General features: G+C 57.1%; 21 protein-coding genes and 2 pseudogenes. 13 read left to right on the forward strand and 10 right to left on the reverse strand.

The window, feature by feature from the left end; all coding sequences use genetic code 11:
- Positions 1-909: IS5-like element ISPa8 family transposase (locus J3A71_RS00005; protein ID WP_210021979.1), on the forward strand; the 909-nt coding region annotated here is incomplete at its 5' end.
- 141 nt (positions 910-1,050) lie between these two features.
- Here J3A71_RS00005 and istB (J3A71_RS00010) read toward each other — a convergent pair.
- Positions 1,051-1,389 (reverse strand): annotated as a pseudogene (gene istB, locus J3A71_RS00010) (IS21-like element ISPst3 family helper ATPase IstB); the annotation flags it as partial.
- Positions 1,382-2,881: an IS21-like element ISPst3 family transposase gene (istA, locus tag J3A71_RS00015; protein WP_128683791.1), complete on the reverse strand. Its 1,500-nt coding sequence runs from the start codon at positions 2,879-2,881 to the stop codon at positions 1,382-1,384. The pseudogene istB (J3A71_RS00010) and the gene istA (J3A71_RS00015), both read right to left, overlap by 8 nt.
- A gap of 117 nt (positions 2,882-2,998) precedes the next feature.
- Here istA (J3A71_RS00015) and J3A71_RS00020 point away from each other — a divergent pair.
- Positions 2,999-3,900: pseudogene (locus J3A71_RS00020) on the forward strand (helicase-related protein); the annotation flags it as partial.
- A gap of 363 nt (positions 3,901-4,263) precedes the next feature.
- On the opposite strand, the gene J3A71_RS00025 reads toward J3A71_RS00020, so the two are convergent.
- Positions 4,264-5,193 carry a carbon-nitrogen hydrolase family protein gene (locus J3A71_RS00025; protein ID WP_003464945.1) on the reverse strand — a complete coding sequence of 310 codons (930 nt, stop codon included), beginning with the start codon at positions 5,191-5,193 and terminating at the stop codon, positions 4,264-4,266.
- Positions 5,194-5,219: 26 nt separating this feature from the next.
- A complete protein-coding gene (locus tag J3A71_RS00030) occupies positions 5,220-6,542 on the reverse strand; it encodes an MFS transporter (RefSeq protein WP_003464942.1) in 1,323 nt (440 codons plus the stop codon).
- A gap of 80 nt (positions 6,543-6,622) precedes the next feature.
- Here J3A71_RS00030 and J3A71_RS00035 point away from each other — a divergent pair, with 80 nt between their 5' ends.
- The 6 genes from J3A71_RS00035 (at position 6,623) to J3A71_RS00060 (ending at position 15,142) form a co-directional block, all read left to right on the forward strand.
- On the forward strand, positions 6,623-7,549 hold the full coding sequence (locus tag J3A71_RS00035; RefSeq protein WP_003464940.1) for a LysR family transcriptional regulator: 927 nt from the start codon (positions 6,623-6,625) through the stop codon (positions 7,547-7,549).
- A gap of 290 nt (positions 7,550-7,839) precedes the next feature.
- Positions 7,840-9,042, forward strand: coding sequence for an ISL3 family transposase (locus J3A71_RS00040; RefSeq protein ID WP_003464938.1), 1,203 nt, complete (start codon positions 7,840-7,842; stop codon positions 9,040-9,042).
- Between the two features lie 668 nt (positions 9,043-9,710).
- Positions 9,711-10,562 carry a TnsA endonuclease N-terminal domain-containing protein gene (locus J3A71_RS00045; protein ID WP_016489905.1) on the forward strand — a complete coding sequence of 284 codons (852 nt, stop codon included), beginning with the start codon at positions 9,711-9,713 and terminating at the stop codon, positions 10,560-10,562.
- On the forward strand, positions 10,555-12,726 hold the full coding sequence (locus J3A71_RS00050) for a Mu transposase C-terminal domain-containing protein (protein WP_012316940.1): 2,172 nt from the start codon (positions 10,555-10,557) through the stop codon (positions 12,724-12,726). Before J3A71_RS00045 ends, J3A71_RS00050 begins: the two co-directional genes overlap by 8 nt.
- Complete coding sequence (locus tag J3A71_RS00055) at positions 12,719-14,167, forward strand: ATP-binding protein (RefSeq protein WP_016489904.1); 1,449 nt, start codon at positions 12,719-12,721, stop codon at positions 14,165-14,167. Before J3A71_RS00050 ends, J3A71_RS00055 begins: the two co-directional genes overlap by 8 nt.
- A 24-nt stretch (positions 14,168-14,191) precedes the next feature.
- Complete coding sequence (locus tag J3A71_RS00060; RefSeq protein WP_209953604.1) at positions 14,192-15,142, forward strand: TniQ family protein; 951 nt, start codon at positions 14,192-14,194, stop codon at positions 15,140-15,142.
- A 66-nt stretch (positions 15,143-15,208) separates the two neighbouring features.
- Here the strand turns inward: J3A71_RS00060 and istB (J3A71_RS00065) are convergent, their stop codons facing one another.
- The 3 genes from istB (J3A71_RS00065) to J3A71_RS00075 form a co-directional block, all read right to left on the reverse strand.
- Entirely contained in the window at positions 15,209-15,964 is a 756-nt protein-coding gene (istB, locus tag J3A71_RS00065) for an IS21-like element ISPpu7 family helper ATPase IstB (RefSeq protein WP_019437637.1), read from the reverse strand.
- Between the two features lie 17 nt (positions 15,965-15,981).
- Positions 15,982-17,496 (reverse strand): IS21-like element ISPpu7 family transposase, encoded by a 1,515-nt coding sequence (gene istA / locus J3A71_RS00070; protein ID WP_019437638.1) that lies wholly within the window; start codon positions 17,494-17,496, stop codon positions 15,982-15,984.
- A 140-nt stretch (positions 17,497-17,636) separates the two neighbouring features.
- Positions 17,637-18,020 (reverse strand): SulP family inorganic anion transporter, encoded by a 384-nt coding sequence (locus J3A71_RS00075; protein ID WP_348635372.1) that lies wholly within the window; start codon positions 18,018-18,020, stop codon positions 17,637-17,639.
- Positions 18,021-19,515: 1,495 nt separating this feature from the next.
- Here J3A71_RS00075 and J3A71_RS00085 point away from each other — a divergent pair.
- Together J3A71_RS00085 and J3A71_RS00090 are read left to right on the forward strand one after the other, a co-directional pair.
- The gene (locus J3A71_RS00085) at positions 19,516-20,199 is read left to right on the forward strand and encodes a hypothetical protein (protein WP_177336881.1); all 684 of its coding nucleotides are present in this window, start codon (positions 19,516-19,518) and stop codon (positions 20,197-20,199) included.
- A 283-nt stretch (positions 20,200-20,482) separates the two neighbouring features.
- Positions 20,483-20,614: a YHYH domain-containing protein gene (locus J3A71_RS00090; RefSeq protein ID WP_016489890.1), complete on the forward strand. Its 132-nt coding sequence runs from the start codon at positions 20,483-20,485 to the stop codon at positions 20,612-20,614.
- A gap of 72 nt (positions 20,615-20,686) precedes the next feature.
- Here J3A71_RS00090 and J3A71_RS00095 read toward each other — a convergent pair whose 3' ends face one another.
- From J3A71_RS00095 to J3A71_RS00105, 3 genes are read right to left on the reverse strand one after another with little or no spacing between them, the layout of a single operon-like run.
- Positions 20,687-21,418, reverse strand: a complete 732-nt coding sequence (locus J3A71_RS00095; protein ID WP_012316919.1) for a TraX family protein — start codon at positions 21,416-21,418, stop codon at positions 20,687-20,689.
- Positions 21,415-21,855, reverse strand: coding sequence for a YqaA family protein (locus J3A71_RS00100; RefSeq protein WP_012316918.1), 441 nt, complete (start codon positions 21,853-21,855; stop codon positions 21,415-21,417). The genes J3A71_RS00095 and J3A71_RS00100 overlap by 4 nt, the downstream gene beginning before the upstream one ends.
- A 4-nt stretch (positions 21,856-21,859) precedes the next feature.
- Positions 21,860-22,168, reverse strand: a complete 309-nt coding sequence (locus J3A71_RS00105; protein ID WP_012316917.1) for a metal-sensing transcriptional repressor — start codon at positions 22,166-22,168, stop codon at positions 21,860-21,862.
- Between the two features lie 512 nt (positions 22,169-22,680).
- On the opposite strand from J3A71_RS00105, the gene J3A71_RS00110 reads away from it, so the two are divergent.
- The 3 genes from J3A71_RS00110 to J3A71_RS31650 all read left to right on the forward strand — a co-directional run bounded on the left by J3A71_RS00110 (position 22,681) and on the right by J3A71_RS31650 (position 24,283).
- Positions 22,681-23,418, forward strand: coding sequence for a HupE/UreJ family protein (locus J3A71_RS00110; protein ID WP_012316916.1), 738 nt, complete (start codon positions 22,681-22,683; stop codon positions 23,416-23,418).
- Between the two features lie 11 nt (positions 23,419-23,429).
- Entirely contained in the window at positions 23,430-24,086 is a 657-nt protein-coding gene (locus tag J3A71_RS00115) for a hypothetical protein (protein WP_012316915.1), read from the forward strand.
- A 74-nt stretch (positions 24,087-24,160) separates the two neighbouring features.
- Complete coding sequence (locus J3A71_RS31650) at positions 24,161-24,283, forward strand: hypothetical protein (protein WP_016489889.1); 123 nt, start codon at positions 24,161-24,163, stop codon at positions 24,281-24,283.
- The last annotated feature ends 2 nt before the right edge of the window (positions 24,284-24,285 follow it).

Here is a 24,285-nt window from a genome sequence, read left to right on the forward strand (position 1 = left end):
CTGATGCGGGCGCAGTTGCTGCAGTTGTTCTACTCGCTGCGCAGCGAGCGGATGCTGATGGAACAGCTGGGCTACAACCTGCTGTTCCGCTGGTTCGTCGGCCTGGCCATTGATGATCCGGTGTGGGATCACTCGGTCTTCTCGAAGAATCGTGACCGCCTCAATGCCCAGGCCGTGGCCACCGAATTTCTGAACGAGGTGGTACGCCTGGCGGAGAAGCAGGGGCTGATCTCGGATGAGCACTTCTCGGTCGACGGCACATTGCTGCAAGCCTGGGCCTCTCAGAAGAGTTTCCGTCCCAAGGACGATACGCCAGACGACCCGGGCCCCGGCCCGCGCAATGCCCAGCCAGACTTCAAGGGGCACAAGCGCAGCAACGACACCCACGCCTCGACCAGCGATCCGGATGCCCGGCTGTACCGCAAGAGCCACAACACCGGCGCGCAGCTGAGTTACATGGGGCATGTACTGATGGAACACCGCAGTGGCCTGGTGCGCAATGCTCATGTGACTCTGGCCGGTGGCCATGGCGAACGCGAAGCCGCGCTGGCGATGCTGAGCAAGCTGGGTGGTCGCCGTCGACGCACCTTGGCCGCGGACAAGGCTTACGACACGGCAGACTTCGTGGCCGCCTGTCGTGCCCTCGGCGTGACACCCCATGTTGCGCAGAACACCAATGGTCGGCGCAGCGCCATCGATGGCCGTACCACGCGCCACGCCGGCTATGGTCTGAGCCTGAAGATTCGCGCCTGGATCGAAACCCACTTCGGCTGGCTCAAGGCGGCGGCCGGGCTGCGCCAGGTGAAGCAACGCGGACTTGAGCGTGTCGACGCGCTGTTCCAGCTGGCCATGGCGGCAAGCAACCTGGTGCGCCTGCCGAAGCTGCTGGCTACAGGCTCAATGGCATGAGCGCGTTGACGGGGAAAGTGCGCCTGGAGCACGCCAAATCGGGCTATTTCCATCGATTGGCGCCCTAAACGGGAAGTAAACGAGCGCGACCGCTGCTGCCAGAAGCAGTGGATGTAATCATCGCGGCGAATTTCAACAGGCTGCTAGGTGGGTTTTACCGGTGCCTGGCCCACCGATCAGCACCACGTTCTGCGCGGTGTCGGTAAAGGCCAGGCTGGCCAGCTCGCTGATCAGGCGTGCGTCGGCGCTAGAGGCGTTGAAATCGAAGCTGGCCAGATCGCGGTGCATCGGCAGCTTGGCCATGTTCATCTGGTGGCTCACCGAGCGCATGGCGCGATCTGTGTGCTCTTGTTCCAGCAGGTGTTCGAGCAGCCACTTGGATGAGGCTGTGTTCGACTCACCCTGTGCAGTTAACTCCGCCCAGGCCGTGGCCATGCCGTGCAGGCGCAGCTCCTTGAGTTCCGCCATCAAATCACGCATGACCGACCTCCTCGGCCTGGCCACGCAGGCGGTCGTAGCGCGCCGTGTTAGCGACGGGGGCTTCCTTGAACGACAAGTGGGTTTCGACGCTGGGTGGTGGTTCGGATGCTGTCAGCCGTGCCACGACATTGAGGATGTGTTCGGCGCTCAGGCTGCCGCTCTCCAGTACCAGCTCAACGGCTACCAGCACGGCATCGAGTCCGGCGACCGGTACGGCAGCCCGGACTTGCGCCATGATCCGGTCACCGCCGGCATGACGCCCCAGACCGTGCTTAAGCTGACGCAGCGGCGCTGGCAGATCAGCAAAGGGCGCTCCGTTGCGCAGCGCACCGGGCTTGCGTTCGATCAGCGGGAGGTAGTGCTGCCAGTCATAGCTGACCTGGTCGCGATCCAGCAAGCGCGCATGGCTGGCTATCAGCGCATCATCGGCCACCACCTCGATGCGGGTCGGATACAAACGGCTGCTGACCCACTTACCCGCGTACTCACACGGCACCGAGTAGCGGTTGCGCCCGACGCTGACCAGGCAGGTGCTGGAGACCCGCGCAGGCCGCTCGACGTAACCGTCGAATGGCGCTGGCACAGGCATCAGTTCAGCGCGCTCCAACTCCAGCACTTCGGCCACACTCAGCCCGCTGTATTGAGGGTGCGTCAGCTCGTTCCAAAGCGCGCGGCAGCGCTGGCCCAGCCAGGCATTGAGTTCCTCGAAGGAGTGAAACTGGCAGTCCTGGGCGTCTAGCCAGATACGCCTGCGGCTGTCTTGCACGTTCTTTTCAACGATGCCCTTTTCCCAACCAGCGGCGACGTTGCAGAAGTCCGGATCGAACAGGTAATGCGCGCACATCACCGCAAAGCGTGCATTCACCGTCCGGCCTTTGCCCTTATTGACCTTGTCGACGGCCGTCTTCATGTTGTCGTAGATGCCCCGGCGCGGCACGCCGCCCAAGGAGCCGAACGAGCGTGTATGGGCGTCAAATAACATCTCATGGCCCTGGCTCGGATACGCCACAAGCCAGAACGCACGGCTGGCACACAGCTTCAGATGTGCCACCTGCATACGCCGGTAAATGCCGCCGACCAGCAAGCCTTCCTCGCTCCAGTCAAACTGAAACGCCTCGCCAAGAGCAAAGGTCAGCGGCACAAAGGCCTGCGACGCCTTGCCCTGTCCCCCTCGCCAGGCACGGATAAACGCGGTGAGCTGGCTGTAGCCACCGTCATAACCATCGGCTTTGATTTGCGCCAACAGCGCCTTGGCACTGCGCCGCTGTTGCTTGGGGCGCAGCGAATCGGCTTTTAGCGCCTGCTCTAGCGTGGCGTGAAAAGGGCTGAGTTTGTTAAAGATCGCGCGGCGTTGGTACACCGGCTGCTTGGCCTCAGGTGCTCTGACCCACTTGCGAATCGTGTTGCGCGCCAGCCCGGTGCGCTTGGCTATCTCATGCAGCGACAGCTTGTCGCGGAAATACATCCGCCGAATTTTGCCCATCATTTCCATACTGATCACCCTGTGTTCTCCTGCTCAAAAATTGAGCAGAAGCAGTTGAACACCTGGGTCAGTTTTCAGTCGGCAGAACAGCCTCTACTGGGTCAGTTTTCGGTCAGCGGCAACACCCTGGCCCGCTACTCGTCCCCCGAGGGACACCTGATCTGCGACTACCGCTATGGCCTGAGGGAGGCCATTGCCGACGGGGTGTGCCGCGCGCCCCGCATCGTCCTTCTCGATAACCAGAAGGTGAAGCTAACTGAAGAACTGGAGACCGAGAGCACCGTCAGGCTGTTCCCCAGCATCGCCAAGCTGCTTGGTGAATCCCCCGTCACCTTCGAAGAGCTGTTGCGCCATGACGAGGTGATCGACCAACTGCTCGGCCTGGGATGCGCCAAGCTGGATGAGCTTCGCCAGATCAAGCCGGATGCAGCCGGCCTGGTGGTCGCCACCGATATTGAGCACGCCCAGCAGATTGTCCAGGCTCTGGAAGCCAGCGGGGAAGGTTGCCGCGTAGTGACCAACCGGACTCCGAAATCCGCACCCAACAGGTGATCAATGCGTTCAGGCACAGTGATTGCCGCTGGATCGTCGCTGTTGGGATGATCAGCGAGGGTACGGATATCCCCCGCCTGCAGGTGTGCTGCTACCTCAGCCGCATCCGTACTGAGCTGCACTACCGGCAAGTCCTGGGGCGCGTGCTGCGGCGGATGGGCGAGTCCGATGATCAGGCTTGGCTGTTCATGCTGGCGGAGCCAACATTGCGGCGCTTTGCGGAGCGCATTGCGGATGATCTGCCGGATGACCTGGCAGTGCTGAGCCGGGTGAAGATGCCCGCTGCCTCTTCTGGTTCGATGGCTGGTGGGATGGGGGCTACCTGCGATATCGATGGCTGCGGTGGAGGCGAGGCCGGGCAAAGTCTTGGTGCAGGTTTGGCGGGTGCCTACTCGCTGGGGGATTTTGCTGCTGAGCCGAGCTATCAGGTCAGTTTTTCTCAGCACTATCGGCAGTTGTTGTTGGCTTGCCTCTGATGGTCGGTAAGCAGTTAGCCCCAACTAGGGTGAGGCTGCCCGAAGTCTGACCGAGCCAACACAGGCCAGTCACCAGCCTTTCACCAATTCCGCGCCGAGCGGCCCAATGCGCTCTCGGGGCGTTCAGCTATTCGCGAAAGGCATCTCTTGGCCGATAGCTGGTCCGCTTTGTGCCACAAGCGGACGTTAAGTCGGTGAGTTATCTGTCTTGGCAAATCGGTTTGGGCCTAAGCCCTCGCTACACAGGAAATGGCGGCAACAACCTGGCCAGCAATAAAAAGCCGCCTTGCGGCGGCTCTATCCCTAAAGCAGTCATGCCCAAACTGGACGGTCAAAGGGAGGGTTTCACTAAACAGGCTCTACTTATCGCTCCAGGGTTACCGGGGCCTGCGGGGCAATGTTCACCTTGAGTTCAAAGATGTCCGGCCGGGCATAATGGCCGACGACATCAAAGTCCAAGTTGGCTTGGCTAAGCAGATCCATATTGAGGTCTGCATAGATTTCTGTCTCGCAGTCGAACACCGGCCCTGCCAGTACTTCTCCGAGCGGACTTACAACCATGCTGCCCCCTCGCATCACGTAATCGTCCTCGTTGAACTCCAGGCCGAATGCATCGCGGTGCTGTTGTGGGTATTCACCAAGACGGATTGCCTGGCAGGCTGACAACACATAAACACGCCCTTCAAGAGCAATGTGCACCATGGAGCTGGCCCAGGACGGACGGTCATCTGCTGTCGGGGCGCAGTAGATCTGAACACCCTGGGCATACATGGCCTGGCGTAGTGCTGGCATGTAGTTCTCCCAGCAAATCACGCTCCCCAGGACGCCAAAATCAGTTTCTACAGGCTCGATTGTCGAGCCATCACCGAAGCCCCAAATTAGTCGTTCCTGGCCGGTGGGCATCAGCTTGCGGTGGTAACCGGCAATACCCCGGCCTGGGGCGATGGTGACCGCGGTGCAGTAAAGGGTGCGACCGAAGCGCTCGATTACACCAATCACAGTGGTAACCCCTGTGTGCTCGACACTTTCAGCAAGCAATGCCAGTTCCGGCCCATCCAGCGTCACAGCCCCATCGACATAGCGTTGGTACAGCTCACGCCCGCTGATGCTGCGATTACCCACTACGCTACCGAAAGCTATCCCCTTGGGATATCCGCCAATGAACGCTTCAGGGAATACGGCCAGCCTTGCACCTTGATCTGCTACGCGCCGCAGAATTGTGGAAGCCTTTTCAACGCTGGCTGCAGGATCATAAGGAACAGAGGCGGCCTGGATGACTGCAATTTTGGTCATGAAAAACTCCTGAGGGCAGTAAGAACCTAGAAACGTGTGATGTCGTTGTCGCGGGTTTCCGGCAAGGTCTTCCACAGCACGATGAGGCATGCCAGCGAGACGGCTGCTAGATAGGCGGCAGGGATGTTCGCGTCGCCAGTCTGGCTAATCAGGGCGGCGGCAATGAAGGGGCCTGGGCCTGCGAGTGTCGCCAGGGCCAGGTTGTGACCGAGCGCTGCTCCCGTGGAGCGGATGGACGCTGGAAAGACTTCAACCAGCAGCACCACATCCATCACCGCAGTTACAGCCACAAGTAGTCCCAGAACGATCAATCCTGCGAGGATTGCCACTGGGTTGCCGGTGTTGAGCAGCAGGAAGATTGGATAGGCCAGTACAGAGAGTGCGGCAGCAGCACTGAGCAGCAGCTTGCGTCGCCCGATGCTGTCGCTGAGCCGGCCGATCAGTGGATTGGCAATGACATAGACAACCAGCGCGATGCTGCACAGCCATAGTGCATTGCTTCGTGGTAGCCCAACGGTAGTGACCAGGTGGTTATTGGCGTAGGTGATGAAGTAGTAGAGCGAGACGCCGAACAGCGCTGAGAAGGCGAAAGTAGTGATGAAGGCGCGACGGTGTACAGACTTGCTCGGTGCTTCGAACTGTTGTGAATCGCGTTGACGTACCAGCTCTTCATACACGGGGGTATCACCCAGCTTCCGGCGGATGAAGATGGCGATACCGGTCATCACGATGGAGGCAACGAATGGGATCCGCCAGCCCCAGGACGCCAGTTGCTGGTCATCGAGTGTTGAGGTGAGGCTCGCGGCGGTGAACGTACCAAACAAGAAGGCCAAGCCAGCCGTTCCAGTGATAACGCTGGCTGCCGTCGCGCGGCGGTTGGACGGAGCACTCTCTACGATGTAGATACCTGCGCTAGACCATTCGCCCCCTACCATCATGCCTTGCACGAAACGCATGACGATCAGCAAGACAGGTGCAGCGATACCGATTGCCTCATAGGTGGGCAAAAGTCCGATGATCGTGGTGCACACACCCATACCGAAGACAGTGATGATAAGCACCGCGCGGCGACCGAGGCGGTCACCGATGGGCCCCAGAATCAATGCTCCAAATGGTCGCGATACGAAGCCTACGGCGAACACTGCCAGCGACGACAGCAGCGATACACCTGGGGCGCTAGAGGGGAAGAACAACATACCGATCACGGCAGCGAAGTAGCCGTAGATGGCGAAGTCGAACCACTCCATGAAGTTGCCGATACCCACCGCGATTGCACGCTTGCGAATGTCTGACTGCTCACCCTTGGTATGGATACTGCTTGGATTTACTTTTTTATTAATTGCGTCCACGGTGCTCCCCAGCTTTTCTTAGGTGTGTATGGGCAGCAGACTATGAATCCTCTCGGCCGCAGAGCAAACGATTAGAAAATATGAGCCGGATTAGTGTACGTAATATCTCGAGAATTGATCTGAACCTGCTGCTGACGTTCCACTGCCTGATGACCGAGCGCAGTGCCACCCGAGCCTCGGCCATGCTGCATGTGACCCAGGGGGCAGTTAGCTCGGCGTTGCGTCGTTTGCGTGAGCATTTCGGAGATGAGCTCTTTATCCGCACCGCTTCCGGAATGCAGCCAACCCGTAGGGCGATGGAGCTGGCGCCGAAGATCGCCGAGGCCCTTACGTCTATCTCAGGCGTGCTTGGGGCAGAGCCGGATTTCTCCGCACACGACTCGAGCTACATTTTCAACATCGGTCTGTCCGATGATATTGAGGCCTATCTCGCTCCGCGGATCGTTAACGCCGCAGCGGATCAGGGGCTGGGAGTGAGCTTTTCGTTCCATCAGAGCAACAGCTCACTGTGGAAACAGTCGCTACAAGATCCGGACATGGATCTAGTGATTTGCAGCGAGCCGAAAGACTTCAGCAGCGGGTATTCATCCAAGGTGCTGTTTTCCTCGTCATACTCCTGCTTGTACCTGCCTGGCGCAGACAACGCAGGCACACCTATCGGCCTGGAGGAGTACTTCGAGGCAAGCCATGTGCGAGTTTCCTATGACGGCCGCCGCGGCTTTATCGACGACATGTTCGAAGCGGCGGGCTATTCGAGGCGTGTTATAGCCTCATTCACCCACTTCAGTGGCGCGCTCACCACGTTGATCAGCAGCGGCGCGATAGCCACAATTCCCACGTTCGCCGCCGAGAGCTATTCGGCCATGACTCGGCTAAGTATTTGTCCGGCGCCGATTCCGGTTCCATCATTTCGATGCTTCATGGTTTGGGACATTGCCAAGAACAGTAAGCCTCAGCACGAATGGCTGCGGCTATTCATCGGGCAGCTGACACAGAAGCTTGCTTAGACTTGGTCGCAGGTAGCCAGGAGTTACGGGAAAAAGGGGGCGGATTTATTGGAATCATCGACCGCTTCTGACCGATTTGTGCCGGTCGTCAAGGACCGCTTCGGATCACTCTCAACCGGATCGCGGGCCAGCTGATTTGCTAAAAACCCGCGCCAAACTCAACGAAGGATTTCGCATGATCCGTTTTTTTTGGTTCTTCGCGGAGTCTGGGGGAAGAGCGAGTTGACAGTCAGGGAAGCAGGTAAATTGGCAGTCGCCAAACACACCCTTCACCTGTCCCTGCTGTCGCCGTGCATCCTATTGATCTTGCCGCTTTCTGGCCAGGCTACGACGCCGTTACCTGTCGCCCATCTACCGATAACACCCTCCTCATTGAGCTTGAACCTCAAGCCGGCTCTCTTCCTAAGTGCGGGCGTTGTGGCCAGTTCAGCCCGTTGATTCACGATCGCCGGATTCGTCTGGTGCGTGATCGTGATCTGTTCGATCAGCGCGTCCTGCTTCAACTACCAGTGCGCCGAGTCGATTGCCTGAGTTGTGGGCGGGTGACCGAGCGGATCGACTGGTTGGAGCCAGCATCTCGGCTGACCCAGCGGTTACGGATATGGCTCGAAAGCTTGCTGCGGCTGCTGCCGATCAGCCACGTCAGCCAGCTCACCGGCCTGCATTGGCACACCCTCAAAACGCTCGATAAACGACGCCTTCAAGCCGAGGTAGGCAACTTCGATTCAACCGGTGTCCGCCGCCTGGTGATGGACGAGTTCGCCCTGCACAAAGGGCATCGCTATGCCACGGTCATCATGGATGCCGAGCGAACGCGGGTATTGTGGGTCGGCCACGGCAACAGCCGCGAGGCGGTCCGCCCGTTCTTTGAATTGCTCGGCAAGCACTGCCAGCAGATAGAGGCGGTGGCCATGGACATGAACACGGCTTTTGATTTGGAGGTGAAGAAGCATTGCCCGCAAGCCGAAGTGGTGTACGACCTGTTTCACGTCGTCGCGCGCTACGGTCGGGATGTGATCGACCGTATCCGGGTTGACCAGGCCAACCTCCTGCGCGAAGACAAGCCGGCACGAAAGGCGGTCAAGCAAAGCCGCTGGCTGCTGCTGCGCAATCGCAACAACCTGAAGGACGGACAAGCCGTGCAGCTTCAAGAACTACTCGCGGCCAACCAGCCGCTGGCTACGGTCTATGTCCTCAAGGATGCGCTGAAGGATGTCTGGTTCGCCCCCAGCGTACGAGAGGGCTGGCGCCGCTGGCGAACCTGGTTGCGGCACGCCCGGGACAGCGGCCTCGCGCCGCTACAGCGCTTCGCTCGCAACCTGCGCAAATACGCCCGAGGCATCCTCGCCAGTGCCAACTTCCATATGCATACCAGCGTCCTTGAGGGCGTCAACAACCGCATCAAGGTGATCAAGCGTATGGCCTATGGTTTTCGGGACTCGGAATACTTTTTCCTGAAAATCAAGGCTGCCTTCCCCGGGAAAGCGCGATGAACCTTTTTTTTGGCGATCACGCTCGGCCTGATGGTTGGCTGCTCGTCGAGTTCAAGTGCGATCTGATCAGTGAGCGGTAGCGCAAGTGGATCGCCTCAGCCAAGCAGCGTTGTTGCCGGCGGCCGGAAGAAAGCGGCGGGAAAGCCTTGAACTAGTAGCGGAAAGGATGAAACTTTATTTTTACGATTCTCAGCATTTTCCAAGGTTGAGCGAAAATTAGGATGATACTTTAATGATTCCGGCCTCCATCCCCACAAAACGCTTGCAGATGGCAGAATTGAAATAAGTCATTGTTTTAAATGGATTTTTGCAGGAATTGCTACGTTGCAGGGTCCTGTAGTTAGGATGACACTTTATTTTCCTCCCACAAAAAGTGTTTTTAAAGAATAAAGGTTGTCACAAAAAAATAAAGGTTGTCACAAGTTAAGAAAGGTTGTCACAAGGCTCTGTCACGGCCCGTTTGTCGGGGCAGAGCCTTGTCCATGGATATAGGATCACAATCCCTTCTGCACCACAGTGACTGCTGTCCTGGCTGAGCCCGCTCTTGAATTTCTCCGCGCCACGACCTGTGTCGTTCCGATCCGATCGAGCGGGTCACTCAACGATGAGCGACTCGTGAAATGACATCTGTACCCACTGAACCGGTGAATCCAGCTAGCTCGAAGCTAATGACTCAGCGGAAAATTGATAGAAGAATACAATCGGGTCGCGGATCTGGCGTTAGAGAGTCCTATGAGCCTTGGATCAAGATTTGGGATATCCAGTCGAGCGGGGTGTCGCATCTTGTACCGGGTGTGAAATTTCATCGCAGTCATCATTTGCTATCCAACGCTGAGCGCGACTATCACCTGATCCTTGAGCATGATCCTTCCATCATCGACATTCGTGAGCAGTTCCCGCTCCTAACGCAAGCTGAGACTCAAGCGATCGCGTCAAGCCTGAATTACCGTCATCCTGTGTATCCAGGTACTCAAGTCCCAGTGGTTATGACCACTGACTTCCTCATAACTTTCATAGATTCGAAGGGCGAAGCAACCTTGGCCGCGCGCTCTGTGAAATACCGTAAGGAGTTCGAGGATGCCAGCCTCAAGGAGCAGAATCGGATGGCGGAAAAGCTTGAGATCGAAGCTAAATATTGGGCTATGAGAAAGGTAGAATGGAAACTGGTTCTCCATGAAAATCTCTCGCAAGTTAAAATAGCAAATCTTGTCATACTTAGAACTTACGCGGTCATCCATCCTTCGTTGCCGACGGAGAATAATATAAATAATCTGCTCGAATTTATAGCGGGATGTAAGACTAGTGAATTGCCACTAAAGGCACTGCTGCAAAAAGCCTCGAGGGTAATTTTTATAGAATATATTGGTGTTAAACGCCTCTTCCACCATCTTCTTTGGACGGGCAGACTGGGGGCGAGTCTAAGCGCTAAGGTAATAAGCTTATCTGAACCTTTGCATGTTTGGATTGCTGAGCCATCCTTTTCCAGCACATCAGAAATCGAGGTGCCTCGTCATGCTTAGTCTGGGAGTTAACTGCATCGTTTCTCCGGGTGAGGGATCTGAGCTGCTGAAGAAACCGGTCAGAGTTTTAGCTATAAAGGATGAGTTTGTCTTAGTCATTGAACTCGGTACAAGTCCGACGAAGCCATGGCGGGTTGGAAGCTCACTATTGATCGAAGAGATCAATAACGGAGCGGCGGTGATCAACCCTGAAATGGTACCTATGCACTTGCTTCGAAGTGACGACGAGATCAGTGAGAATGAAAAAGACAGCCGAGATAGGAACTGGGAGCTGGTACGTGGTTTGGTGGAGAATCATGGCCCCCTCGATATCTTGACGTCTAACTTTGGTTCCCTTGTTGCTAATCACGCAATGGTAGTGGGAGTTGACCGGAAGCAAATTTATCGACTTCTCTATCGGTATTGGAGCATGGGGCAGACACGAAACGCATTTTTGTGGAATACCAGCACGTGTGGAGGCCGTGGAAAGAAAAAAAGTCGGGCCTCAGGCATTGTTCCTGGCCGACCGCTTAAATATCGTGGCGTAGTTGTGGATGACGGTGGCGCAATTCTGCTCGAGTCACGGCACATCTCGCATATTCGCTTGGCCTATGGGCGCTTTGCCAGTGGCAGGTGTGGCAAGCTAAAGAAAGCCTATGATTGGATGCTCAATAAGTTTTATCGGTCGATCAAGTCCGACGGTTCAAAAGGTAACCTGGTTCGAGGTAGCTACCCGTCCATCAATCAACTGGAGTACCATGGAAAACTTTTCTTTGATGAACTCTATAGGTTGAAGAAGAGCGGCGGCGCAATCCGCTATAATAAAGACCATCGTGCGCTAGTTGGATCTGCCTCTCAAGGGTTAGTCGGTGCAAGTCATCGGTACGAAATCGATTCGACGATTGCTGATGTTTATTTGGTACATCGAGTCAATCGGTTATGGTTGATCGGCAGGCCAGTGCTGTATGTGTTGGTTGATACGTTCACCAGAATGATCGTAGGTATTCATGTCGGGCTTGAAGGGCCCAGTTGGAATGGTGCTCGACATGCCATTTATAATGCTTGCACGCCGAAGAAGGAGTTTTGCAAGCGTTATAATATTGAGATCGATGAGGTTGACTGGCCATGTTCTCATCTACCGGTTGAAATCGTCGCAGATCGCGCTGAACTTCTCAGTGAAGCTGGGGAGACGATGACAAAGACTCTTGGTACAGCCTTGAAGATTTTGCCACCGTTTCGGCCTGACTGGAAAAGTATCATTGAAAGCCGTTTCCGACTGCTCAACGAAAAGCTGGATTTGAAATTTGTCCCTGGCGGCGTAGATGCTCGGAAAATGGAGCGTGGTGATCGTGACTACCAGCTCGACGCAATTTTCGATATCGATGAGTTTACTGAGATGGTAATCCTCGGTGTTTTGGCTCACAACAAGAGCCTTCGAGTTCCTCATCTTCTGAACCGTGAGATGATCGCGGCAGAAGTGGAGCCCACGCCTATGGCCATGTGGAAGTGGTCTATGGCAAACAATCTCCTGAATTCGAAATTCGTATCACCAGCGGAGCTGAAGATTGCATTGTTACCCTCGCAGGTGTGTCGAATTGGTCGAGGAGGTATAAATTTCCAAGGTGTGCAGTACACCTGTGAAACCGCCATTCGTTCGGAATGGTTGGAGCGCTCTCACAACTTTAAAACGAGGTACGTTAGGGTTTTCTACGATCCAAACTCTATTGAGAACTGCTGGATGAAATCTGAGGCGGGTTTCGAGCCGTTGACCATTGTACCGCAGCAGCGGGTTAAGTACGGTGGGCTTCGTATGGAGGAGGTCCTCGATATTATCAAGATTTTGAATCAGGTCGCCCCAGATGCCCGGTACGAGGATGCCAATACTGGAGCGCTTCTTCAAGGCCGCCAGGAGGAGATTCTTCATCGAGCGCAAGCCAAACGCCAGGGGCAGGGAGATCCGAAATCTGACGCTGAGTTCAAGCGGGACAAGCGTTCGAAACGTGCCGTTGAAACCCAGACTGAGCGCGACTTGCATACCGCTGACCTAAATCAGCTTCGCCTTGTGGATAACTCGCCAGCCGCGGAGGAGACTTATACACCTGTAACCGTGAAACCTGTCTCGGGTCGGAGCGCCGCCTTCCTGAAATTGGTGATCAACGCGGGTAACGAGGCTAGTCATGAGTGATTCCAGTTTTGCGCCAGCAGATTACAACCCGACTGGCATGCCTCAATACGACGGTAACCCACTGATTGAGTGTCTCCCGAAGATTCTTTCGGATGTTGATGTAGTCAGGCGCATTGGGAGCGCCCCGCCCCGGCCTGACAACGTGGAGCGGGCCTTGGACCCGAAATTACGTGGTCATGGCATCAACAGGCTGAAGGATGTCGTTGTACCTTTTGAAATCCACCTCAGGCTTGAGGACCTGTTCAGTCAATTGATTCGGTACGGATACACCGGGCGCAATCCATTGCATGCGTCATCCGTTAGGCATCGCTTGCCCTCTTCTGCGGAGATCAAGGGGCACGGGTTTATGTCCACCGCTGAAACGTTGACACTGATCGGGTTGAGCGGCATGGGTAAAACGACTGCGCTGAACTCCATTGCCAAGCTTTATCCACAGGTGATCAGTCACAGTAAGTATAAAGAGCAGATCTTCATTGAGACGCAGGTGGTCTGGCTCAAGATCGATTGTCCGCACGATGGCTCGTTGCGAGGTTTTTGTACCGCATTCTTCTCTTCATTGGATGAAGCATTAGGCATAAAAAAGTACTCAGGCAGAGCTGCTACTGGCCGCAGCATCAGCGTGATGCTTCAAAATATCAGTCAGTTGTGCAAAACCTATTTCATCGGAGCTCTCATAATTGATGAGATGCAGCACCTCTGCTCATCCCGAGGCGGGCAAGACCGCGAAAAGCTTCTCAACTTTTTTGTGCAGCTGTCGAATGACGCCGGCATCCCGCTGATCTACGTTGGCACAAATGCCATGCTTCCGCTGTTTTCTGGTGTTTTGCGAAATGCTCGGCGTGCGGCAGGAATGGGGCCTATCACTTTTGACAGGTTTACCGAAGATGATCCGTTTTGGGCGCATCTGGTTTCACTGCTCTGGGCATACGACTGGACCAAAACCCCCACTCCGTTGACGGGTGAGATCCTTTCCAAAATATATGACCTCACTCAAGGAAACACGGATTTCCTGGCCAAACTTCTAATGCTGGCTCAGCGGCACGCAATCTGGGAGGGCATCGACTCGATTACACCGGCGGTTCTGCAGCAGGTGTACGACAGTCAGATGAGGCTCCTTCATAAGGCCATCGAGGCTCTACGAAGCGGGGATCCGCTGCAAATTGCTGACTTCGAAGACATGATGCCCACGAAGGACCAGGTCGCCAAGATGATGAATTACGATTTGGCGCGGCGTGCAGACAGGGCGAATCTCTCTTTAATTACCCAGGCCGCGATAGTGACACCTGTCGAGCACAGTGAAAGGGCAGCCGCAAAGCCTATTAGTAAACCGGTGGTTCCGGTTGCCAACGAGTCAGCACCAACTGCCCATTTCTCCGAAGGCGATGATGTGCAGACCCAGCTCGAGCAGAGAGGCTGGGTAGATAAGGACTCTGCTTGGTGACATGAACCGCGGGAGATCAGGTCAATGGATCGCTTGCATTGGTTTCCTCAGCCGTTCCCTGATGAGTCTCTCTACAGCCTGGCGGTCCGTTATCATAGGCTGTCGTCGAACGACAGCTATCGCCGGACAAGCCAGGAGTTGTTCGGCGCGTATTCCAGAACCTGTGGCTCTATCCTGCCGTGCTGCTTGGGTGCTCTGTCGCAACGGTTAGCATCAGCTTATTCGGTAGAGCATTTGATCGATCGCTTTACCCTTTTGCCTCTGTACGAACCTTTTTTGAATGACACGAAGAGCAAAGCCGCGCGTATCGCCATGACTGGTACCGACGGCACGGGCCTGAAAATGAGCCTGGGTCTCACAGCCTCAGGCTTCCTCAAGCACGCGTCGTTCAGGTACTGCGAGAGGTGTGTTGAAGAAGATATTCAAAACTGCGGCTCGGCCTACTGGCATCGTATTCACCAAGCAATGGGTACTTGCATCTGCCCGCTCCATGGAGAGGTGCTCTGCGGGACGATGTTTCCGGATGGAACTGACTGGCGTTGCATGCTGTTTCCGGCGGAGGCAGCGGGGTCGCCAGTGATGCGGGCTCCTGACTCTTCAGCTGCTGTGATAGGTGAAATGCAGTTTTGGGGACTTGAGCACCCAGCGGATGTACAAAATCTGCTGACCGGAAACTTCCTTCAGCATCGTCTGGATGAGATGGGGTTTCTTAAGGCTGGTCGGGTGAGGGAACAGGTATTAAGGAGCTTCCTGACGCCGCGTCTTCTCTGTAGCCCTCGCGCTAATGAGTTCCAGGAGCTCAGTTGCTCTTGGGACTGGGTGTTGGGCGTCGTGCGTCCACGCGGGGCGGTCGTACAGCCATTAAAATTCTACTTTCTTTGCTGGCTCCTTGAGGCAGACCTTGAGCACCTCAAATCCTTTCACCCGCGAGCTGATTGCGGATTCCACGCCATTCGGACACTCAGCCCACGCTGATCCGGACACCTGTTCCACGCTCATTCGGACAGGCAGTCGGAGCGCAGCGACGCAGGGGTGGCATTGTTAGTCCGGGTTGGCTGGCGTCGTCAATTTCTGCGTCCGTTTGCGCATTGATTCACCCTTCAGATTGATCCGATAAGCGTTGTGCACCAGGCGGTCGAGGATGGCATCGGCCAGGGTCGGATCGCCGATCAGTTCGTGCCAGTTGTCCACCGGCATCTGGCTGGTGACGATGGTCGAGCGCTGGCCGTAACGGTCGTCCAGTAGCTCCAGCATGTCGCGCCGTTGCTCGCCGGTGAACGGGGCCAGGCCCCAGTCGTCGAGGATCAGCAGGTCGGTCTTGGCGTAGCTGCTCATCAGCTTGGCGAAGCGGCCGTCGCCATGGGCCAGACCCAGTTCTTCCAGCAAACGTGGCAGGCGCAGGTAGCGCACGCTGTAGCCCTCCCGGCAGGCCTGGTGGGCCAGGGCGCAGGCCAGCCAGGTTTTACCGACACCGGTGGGGCCGCCGATGATCAGGTTGAGGCCGTCGCGCAGCCACTGACCACTGCTCAGTTGCAGGATCAGCGCCTTATCCAGTCCGCGCGGGCTGCGGTAGTCGATGTCTTCGAGGCAGGCGTTGTGCTTGAGCCGGGCCTGGCGCAGGCGGCTGCTCAGGCGCTTGTCATCGCGTTCGGTCAGCTCGCGGTCGACCAGCAGGCCGAGGCGTTCTTCGAAGCTCAGGCTGTCGATGTCCGGGGTTTTCAGTTGTTCATTCAGCGCCTTGAGCATGCCGTGCAGGCGCAGGGTTTGCAGCTTGTCCAGGGTCGGATGGGGCAGCATGGTGGGATTCCTTGGGGTCAGTGGTAGTAGGCGGATCCGCGCAGGTTGGCGTGGTCGTCCGGTAGTAGCGGCAGGTTGGTTTGAGCTAGCGGCAGGTTTTCCAGCCCCTGGCGCAGGATCGATTCGAGGCTCTTGTAGCTGCACGTGCCGAGGCTGATGGCGCGACGGCAGGCCAACTCCAGACGCGCCTCACCGTGGGTTTTACCCAGGCGCAGGATGCCCAGGCAGGCCCGGTAGCCCTGCTGCGGATGGATGCGCCGTTCGAGGATGTGCCGGATCACGCCGGCGGTGTTCGGCCCGGTCTGCTCGGCCCAGCGGATCAGCCGTTGCGGCGTCCACTCGGCATGCTCGCGATGGCTCTTGGGCATGTGCTCGGCCTGCGTGCTGTGCCTGCCCTTGTGCATTGAGCGCAGGTGGCTGGCCACTCGCTGGTTGGCGTGGAAAAACTCGACGGTGCGCGCCGTCAGGCGCACCTCCAGCTGCTTCTTCACCAGTTGATACGGCACCGAGTAGTAATGCCCATCGACCTCGACGTGGTAGTCGATGTGCACCCGCGCCTTCTTCCACTCGGCGTAGACGTAGGGTTGCTCCGGCAGGGGGCGCAGCGCCGGACGATCCAGGCTGTCGAAGGCCGACTGCCGGGAGCCCGGCAGCTTCTTGAACGGGCGTTGGTTGAGCCGCTCCAGCAGCCCGGCGATGGCCGTGTTGAGTTCATCCAGGGAGAAGAACTGCCGATTCCTCAGTGCGGCGAGGATCCAACGCTCGACCACCTGCACGCCGACTTCGGCCTTGGCCTTGTCGCGCGGTTTGCGTGCCCGCGCCGGCACCACCGCCACGCCATAGTGCTCGGCCAGATCGCGGTAGCTCGGGTTGATGTCCGGCTCGTAGCGGTGACTCTTGCTCACCGCGCTGCGCAGGTTGTCCGGCACCACGATCTCCGGCACGCCGCCGAGGAAGGCGAAGCAGCGGGCATGGGAGCCTAGCCAGTCCGGCAGCTGCTGCGACCAGGTGGCTTCGGCGAAGGTGTAGCTGGACGCGCCGAGCACCGCGACGAACACCTGCGCCTGGCGGATCTCGCCGCTGTGGCGATCGATAACCGGCACCGTCTGGCCGGCATAGTCGACGAACAGCTTCTCGCCGACGCGGTGCTCCTGACGCATCACCACGTCCAACTTGCCCTGCCAGGCTCGGTAGTGCTCACAGAACCAGCTGTACTGAAAGCCCTGAGGCTGGCTCAGGCGGTACTCCTGCCAGAGCAGCGCCAGGGTCACCCCGGGGCGGCGCAGTTCGGCATGCACCCATGCCCAATCGGGTAAAGGCCGCTTCTCACTGGCAACCGCCGGGGCCGGCGGGAACAGTTGCTGCTCCAACTCGGCATCGGACAACGAACAGGGCCAGGTGAGGCCGCTGGCGGCAAAACGGCAGAGGTAATCACCGGCACTGCTGTGGCCAATGCCCAGGCTGCGGGCGATCTTGCGCACGGACAGGCCGCAGTCGAACTTGAGGCGTAACACCTCTCGGATTTTACGCATGGATAAACGCTCCACAACGACCTCTCTGCTTCGAAAAAGAGATCGATGGTAGTGAATAAATCCTGCGTGGCTGCCTGCCAGAAAAGTGTCCGGATGACCGTGGAGTCGGTGTCCGGATGCTCGTGGAATGAGTGTCCGGATCAGCGTGGAATCACTGTCCGGATGCGCGTGGAATGGGTGTCCGAGTCAGCGTGGAATCCGCACTTCAGGTAGCCGGCAAGGATTTGAAGTACGCCACATAGTAGCGTCGCGGCCAGCAGGTACTGGAGTCCATGCTCTTTTACCAGCGTAACCATCAGCAGTGCCATGGCGCCTGTCGCCGCCGAGATCATTCCGGGGCGCCCGCCGACAAAGGCGATGACAGCACAGATACAGAAGGAGGCGTAGAGACCGACTTTGGGATCTACCCCGGCGATGATGGAAAAGGCGATGGCTTCCGGGATCAGCGCGAGTGCGACCACCAGCCCCGCGAGCACGTCGGCACGGACGTTGGAAAACCACGTTTGTCTAAGTTTTTGCAGCATATAAATATCCAAGGCAAAGCATCGCGCACGCCAAGGGAGTGGCGAGCGAATCGATACAAATTCAAATTTTGAGGATTTTTTGCTGTGTGCTTAAGGTGTAAAACCAGGCGTACAGCAGTGAGCACCCGCGAGCGAGGCTAGCGGAAGCAGGTTGTTGCGAGGGGGCGTAGCGCTAAGGCGGCGTAGGCTGCCAGTAGATCGTTTGGAGTACAGTCATGCTGATGTTCCTGTAGCTCAAGGGGTATGCGGAGCCGAAGTATACAATGAAGCCATCGTCGATTGCGACCCGCTGGCAGGCTCTGCATGACCTACGTCAGATACAGGCTTATTCAATGGGTATACCTGCGGGCAAGGCTTTGTTTTCCACCCGTTCTTGTCCGAGCTGGTCTGTGTGCTGAGGGGTGAGTTGGCCAGACGGTTACCCACGACCTGCCGATACCTATGCTGTAGGCATAGCGACAGGTTCTCCCCCCCGATCCATGGCGTCCTCCCCGCGTCTGACTCCCTCTTAATTTCACACCATCGTTCTGCGTAGCAGCGGGGCGATGGCACGCGGCTGGGCGCTGATCTGTCGAGGAATCATTTTCATGACTCCATAACGTTTTCAGGGACGGATCCAAGCTGAGCCTGCACAGCTGAAGGGCTTGAACGTAGGAGACAAGGTGAAATTTGGGTTCCGTATGGGGGGAAGCGTCGCGAAATCGTGAGCATTCAGAAGCAGTGATTTTCCAGCCTTAAATGATCGGGCAGGCCTTCGCACCGAGATGCTGACCACTGTCAGCAATGCGCACAGGCCTGTATGACCTGCGCAGATTCCTGCGAAGCAATGACTGCGTAAGCGAATTTCGCCAAACCTCCGCCTGCTTTCCATGCGCCTGATAAAAGATTTGGGTACGTCGATAACCGGCGTGCCTAGGGAGACAGGTAGACCGCTTATGGGCATGCGTTCTGGCAGAGCCTAGCTTGGGCAGCTAGCCAACCAAAGGCGCTGCTGTACAGATCTGGTAGCAAAGAAGCCCGCCTCGGCGGCGGGCTATCAGATGTCTCCAAGGGGAGGCTGTAGGCCAACAAGTCTCGGAGCAAGCGCTTGTAGGATACGCCTCTTGGCTCACGCCCACCAGCCAGCTCGACGGGAGCGAATGGTCCTGCGTTCTGACGGCATTTGAAGCGGCTTATGTGGGCCACGTCAATCGGCAGGGCAATCCGCCAAGACAAAGCAAGCTGGTTATCCCCAGGCGGTATACCCTCAGGGAGAGTCAAAGGCAAAGCTAGGGGTAAATCTAGCGGGTACTCACATTTGAGGGCAGAATCACCAGCTTCGCCTACATTGCACTGGGTTGAGGGGAAGGTGGTGGGAGCAGAGCTAGATCGGGTAAAGGATCGCAAAAGGAGCAGAGCGTTAATCGAAGACCTCTACCTCGACGCGAACCGAGTTTACGTAATCCACTACTCCTGCGAATCGTTTTATCAGAACGATACGGGGGAGTCGAAACGTGTGACCTCCATCGCCACACGAAACCTAAAAACCGGCCAGACCAAATCATGGTCCATCCATAAAGAAGCAGAGCTCAGCAAACAGCTCTCCAGCATGCAAGCAGAGCTCAATAAATTCGAAAAGTCGATGCTCAAAGGCTTTTTCCAATGGCTTGATAAGCACAAGGATTGCCGTTTCCTGCACTGGAATATGCGAGACGAAAATTTCGGGTTCTTTGCGCTTGAGCATCGCTTCCGGGTACTCGGCGGCAAACCCGTAGAGCTGCCGGATGACAAGAAGGTTGACCTTGCGCGTGAGCTGGTTGCGTTGTATGGAAGAAATTATGCCCCGCATGCCGATAGCAAGGGAAGGAAAGGCAGGATCATGGCATTAGCTGAACTCAACAATGCCAGCGACCAAGACGCGCTGCCGGGCGCTGATGAGGCTGCCGCCTTTGTGAACGCTGAGTACATAAAAATGCATCAATCGACCTTGAGGAAGCTCGATATGTTTGCGAACTTCTTCGAACGGACACATGACAAGTCCTTGAAGACGAAATCCAAATGGTACGAGCGGAACGGGGTGCACCCTGTTGTGTTGATTGAAATCGTCAAAGACCATCCGATCTACACGACAGTTATCGTACTGAGTGGCCTTGCCATAGCTGCCGTCAATTTCAGCCGTTTCTTGGAGCTTTTCAACTAGCTCCCCGTATCGGGTTCTGCGCTGTAGCGCAAGCGCCAGTTCACCACTCTTTGGGCCTCATTAGGAGGCCTGTAGGTGTATACGGGACTCGGGACGATTGGATTTAGAGAATTAAAACTCTCGCAGCGTTTAATTCCACGGGCTCCAGCCCGACGCCCGTAATTACCCCTTTCATTGGACCACACCTCGTCGGGGACGCAGCCGCTTGCCGTATGAAGGCAATTAGCCATAATCTTCGCCGGTGGCCGAAGCCACGTACAAAAACCAAGCATGGAGTAGCCTGATGAAAATCGTTTACCTCGTGATCGCAGCAGTCCTGTCGTTCTCCTCGGTCACTGCCTTCGCACATAGCGGCGGTACCGACTCCAAGGGTTGCCACACCAACCACAAAACGGGCGAGCGCCACTGTCACTAAGGCGGTCCGCAGGTCCTTCAGCGCTGGTGTTCTTGACCCTGAGGATGCCAGCCATAGAAGCAAAGCCAGCAGCTAAAGCAAGTTGCGAATACCCAGTAGCGCCACCAGGTGGCCGGGGTAGAACCAATAGCTCCACTGTTTGACAGGCACGACCTTGAACGGCAATGGGGCCCAGAACAGCGCCAAACCGAGCAGAGGTGCAAGAGCGGCGGTCGACAGTGCGAGGATGGCGAATGGTTCTAGTTGCGCTGCTTGCTCGAACAGGCCAGTTCGAGAGTTGGCAGCAGCACAGAGTGCGACGGGCAGTAACGCGAAAAGTTCGGGGCGCTTGATCGCGAGCACCAGAGCTGCCGGCACGAACACTCCATAAAAGCCGAACATCAACGGCTCGCTCAGCAAATAGGCAGCCAGAATCGCCCCGCCGGCCAGTACCAGGCTTTCGAGCGTCCGGTGCTGCACTCCCCAAGCGACCAGCAGACCCAACGCCAACGTGACCAGGACGTTGAATGTGCCTGAGGTGCTGACCATCCGGTATGGCACTTCTGATAGCGCCGCAAACAACACCAAAAGGGCGAGATACCGGCCATTACTCCGGATAAACAACTCACCAGGCTGGTTCCGCGAAACGTTGATGGCCACCGCCAAACAGAACAAAGGAAAGGACAGTCGGCCTAAGACAAACAGGTTACTGGTAGCCGGCCAGGCCAACCGCATGTGATCGAGCACCATCGTAATCAAGGCGATCCACTTGATCAGGTCCTGGCCCGTGTGCCGCTCTCTGTGACGGATGGGATCTGACGTCACGGCATGCTCCCGAGTACCAAAAGAGTCAGTAGCAAGTACCGCCCACCCTTGGCCAAGGTCACCAACAGTGTGAACCGCCAAAGTGGCTCGCGCATGACCCCGGCTACCAACGTAATTGGATCGCCGATAATGGGTACCCAGCTCAATAGCAGTGACCAGTATCCATAGCGCTGGTAGAAGACTTGTGCCTTCTCCAGCTTGGACTCCCTAATCGGGAACCAGCGCTTGTGCTTGAAGTGCTCGACGCCTCGACCCAAAAACCAGTTAACCACGGAACCCAGCACATTGCCGGCGGTAGCCACCGCGACAAGCGCCACGGGCAGGTACAGCTCAGACACTAGCATCGCGGCCAGCGCGGCTTCTGACTGCATGGGTAGCAGCGTGGCGGCCGCAAAAGCTGCCAGAAACAGGCCGAGGTAGCTGGTGAGCTCGAACACGGCCCTACAGGTACTTGGTAATTTGCTTGAATTCGTCCAGGGCCGATCGATCGCCCTTGCTCAAGGCTGCAACCGAGTCCTCAAGACAGTGGTCGATATGGTCCTGGATGAGCGTGCGCTTGGCCTGGCAGACGGCCTTTTCAACCGCATGCAGTTGCTGGGCAATGTCTACACACTCGCGCCCATCCTCGATCATGGCAATGATGCTGCGCAGATGGCCGTCTGCACGCTTCAGGCGCTTGATGATCGCCTCATGGCTCTGGTGAGTATGGGCATGGCCCTGTTCATCATCGTGCTGGTGATCATCGGACATATCTTGAGTCTCTGTCGGCGATACATTACGCTGGCGATGCTATCCCCCCCAGGGGGTTAGGTCAAACGTGCAACGTTGCTGTTGAATCAGCGTCATAGGCATCTGAATGTCCCGTCGTTTCCTGTCATCAGCCATCCTCGTGGCTTTGGCTATGGCCGTTATGCTGGCCTGGACGGGGCACGCCTATTCGTTGGCAGTACCGACTCAAGTCGCTGCCCAAGAAGCAGGGAACATGAAGCATGGGCATGACCATGGCGAGGCCTCATGGAGCTGCGCGCATTGCACTGACCACTATCATGCCCCGCTCACGCCCGACCACCAGCACGAGACCCCTCAGCTCTCTTCTGCTGCGCAACTGACACCTATCTTCGGCCCGTCCATGCCATTGGCCTGGTCAGGCAACTCGGTACCACACCCGCCTATCTTCCGAATCGAACGCCCACCTCGTCCTGCTTTTGCTTCCTGACCCTGGCCGCTTTGCGGCTCTCGATCACTGCAAAAAGGATTGATCCATGCGTTTACACTCGATAACGGGTGGGAGCTTGCTCGCTGTGCGTGCACGCCATCCCATCTGCCTCTTGTTCCTGTTCGTCGCGTCATTGCTTATCGGCATGCCGGAGGCATTGGCACACGCCGTAGCGGAAGGCGACAAGGGATTCATCCAGGAAAGCTCGGGGGTCATGCTGATCCCGTTCATCTACATGGGCGCCAAGCACATGATGACGGGCTATGACCACCTGCTGTTCCTGTTCGGCGTCATCTTCTTCCTCTACCGCCTCAAGGACGTGGGCCTCTACGTCACGCTATTCGCCGTTGGACATTCGGTCACGCTGCTGTTCGGCGTGCTTACTGAGATCAGCATCAGCTCCTACATCATCGACGCGATCATCGGTTTCTCGGTGGTCTACAAGGCGATGGACAACCTGGGGGCCTTCAAGCGCTGGTTCGGTTACCAGCCGAACACCAAAGCCGCGACGCTCGTCTTCGGCCTGCTGCATGGCTTTGGCCTGGCAACAAAGATCCAGGAGTACGAAATCTCGGCCGACGGCCTGATCCCCAACCTCATTGCTTTCAATGTCGGGGTTGAGATCGGTCAGTTGCTCGCGCTGAGCGCCATCCTGATCGTGATGGGCTTCTGGAGAAGAACCGGTGGTTTCTGGCGTCACGCCTACACCGCCAACGTTGCCATGATGAGCGCCGGTTTCCTGCTGATGGGTTATCAGCTGACTGGCCTGATTGTTACCGCTTGAGGATTCTGAACATGTTCAACTCCCCACTTCCTTCGGCAAACGAACTGCCGAGCAGCCGTCAGCTCATTCGATCCACCGCCATCGCCTTCGCTGCCGCGATGGGCCTTCTGGTCACCGTGGTCATGCCTTCGGAGTATGCCGTCGACCCAACAGGTCTGGGCCGAGCCATGGGTCTTACCCAGATGGGCGAGATCAAGATCTCCCTCGCCCAAGAAGCCTTGGCCGATGAGGCCGCTACGAAAGCCGCTGTACCTGCGCCGGCAATACCGGCACCGGTTCCCGAGGCTGCTCCCGCTCCGGCTCCACAAGTTGCAGCGGTGCAGCCTGCCCAGCAAGCAGTGCAGCCAGCGGCAAAAACCGACGAGGTCAGTTTGACCCTCAAGCCAGGCGAAGGGCGCGAGATCAAGCTCGAAATGCGTAAGGGAACTGTCGTTGCATATGAGTGGAATGCTTCGGGACCGGTCAACCACGACACCCACGGTGAAACCTATGACGCGGCCCAGGGCGACTTCCACAGCTACAGCAAGGGTCGTCAGGTGCAAAGCGACAAGGGTGAGCTGACTGCGCTCTTCGACGGCACCCATGGCTGGTTCTGGCGCAACCGTACCACGGGTAACGTCACCATTGTGCTGAACACGACTGGCGACTATCTCAACCTGAAGAAATGACGCGTGGTCGAGGCTCACTAGAAGTGAGCCTCGACCTATCAATTTTTTGATCTCACCACTGTGGAACCTACGACATGACCATCAAACTGCTACGTTCGCTCGCTGTAATCGGTCTCCTCGGCCTGCTCGTCGCATGCGGCGATGCCGAGCCAGAGGTGTCGAACGATAGCGCGGGCCATGGCCACGCTCACGACTGATA

Source organism: Pseudomonas sp. PvP089 (assembly GCF_017875165.1).
Lineage (GTDB): Bacteria > Pseudomonadota > Gammaproteobacteria > Pseudomonadales > Pseudomonadaceae > Aquipseudomonas > Aquipseudomonas fortuita.

What these genes read in the sequence shown, in the direction of transcription:
- istA (WP_128683791.1), bottom strand. Translation starts at nt 2,881, where the DNA reads ATGGAAATGATGGGCAAAATTCGGCGGATGTATTTCCGCGACAAGCTG.
- J3A71_RS00025 (WP_003464945.1), bottom strand. Translation starts at nt 5,193, where the DNA reads ATGACCAAAATTGCAGTCATCCAGGCCGCCTCTGTTCCTTATGATCCT.
- J3A71_RS00035 (WP_003464940.1), top strand. Translation starts at nt 6,623, where the DNA reads ATGAGCCGGATTAGTGTACGTAATATCTCGAGAATTGATCTGAACCTG.
- J3A71_RS00045 (WP_016489905.1), top strand. Translation starts at nt 9,711, where the DNA reads ATGACTCAGCGGAAAATTGATAGAAGAATACAATCGGGTCGCGGATCT.
- J3A71_RS00050 (WP_012316940.1), top strand. Translation starts at nt 10,555, where the DNA reads ATGCTTAGTCTGGGAGTTAACTGCATCGTTTCTCCGGGTGAGGGATCT.
- J3A71_RS00055 (WP_016489904.1), top strand. Translation starts at nt 12,719, where the DNA reads ATGAGTGATTCCAGTTTTGCGCCAGCAGATTACAACCCGACTGGCATG.
- J3A71_RS00060 (WP_209953604.1), top strand. Translation starts at nt 14,192, where the DNA reads ATGGATCGCTTGCATTGGTTTCCTCAGCCGTTCCCTGATGAGTCTCTC.
- istB (WP_019437637.1), bottom strand. Translation starts at nt 15,964, where the DNA reads ATGCTGCCCCATCCGACCCTGGACAAGCTGCAAACCCTGCGCCTGCAC.
- istA (WP_019437638.1), bottom strand. Translation starts at nt 17,496, where the DNA reads ATGCGTAAAATCCGAGAGGTGTTACGCCTCAAGTTCGACTGCGGCCTG.
- J3A71_RS00075 (WP_348635372.1), bottom strand. Translation starts at nt 18,020, where the DNA reads ATGCTGCAAAAACTTAGACAAACGTGGTTTTCCAACGTCCGTGCCGAC.
- J3A71_RS00090 (WP_016489890.1), top strand. Translation starts at nt 20,483, where the DNA reads ATGAAAATCGTTTACCTCGTGATCGCAGCAGTCCTGTCGTTCTCCTCG.
- J3A71_RS00105 (WP_012316917.1), bottom strand. Translation starts at nt 22,168, where the DNA reads ATGTCCGATGATCACCAGCACGATGATGAACAGGGCCATGCCCATACT.
- J3A71_RS00110 (WP_012316916.1), top strand. Translation starts at nt 22,681, where the DNA reads ATGCGTTTACACTCGATAACGGGTGGGAGCTTGCTCGCTGTGCGTGCA.
- J3A71_RS00115 (WP_012316915.1), top strand. Translation starts at nt 23,430, where the DNA reads ATGTTCAACTCCCCACTTCCTTCGGCAAACGAACTGCCGAGCAGCCGT.
- J3A71_RS31650 (WP_016489889.1), top strand. Translation starts at nt 24,161, where the DNA reads ATGACCATCAAACTGCTACGTTCGCTCGCTGTAATCGGTCTCCTCGGC.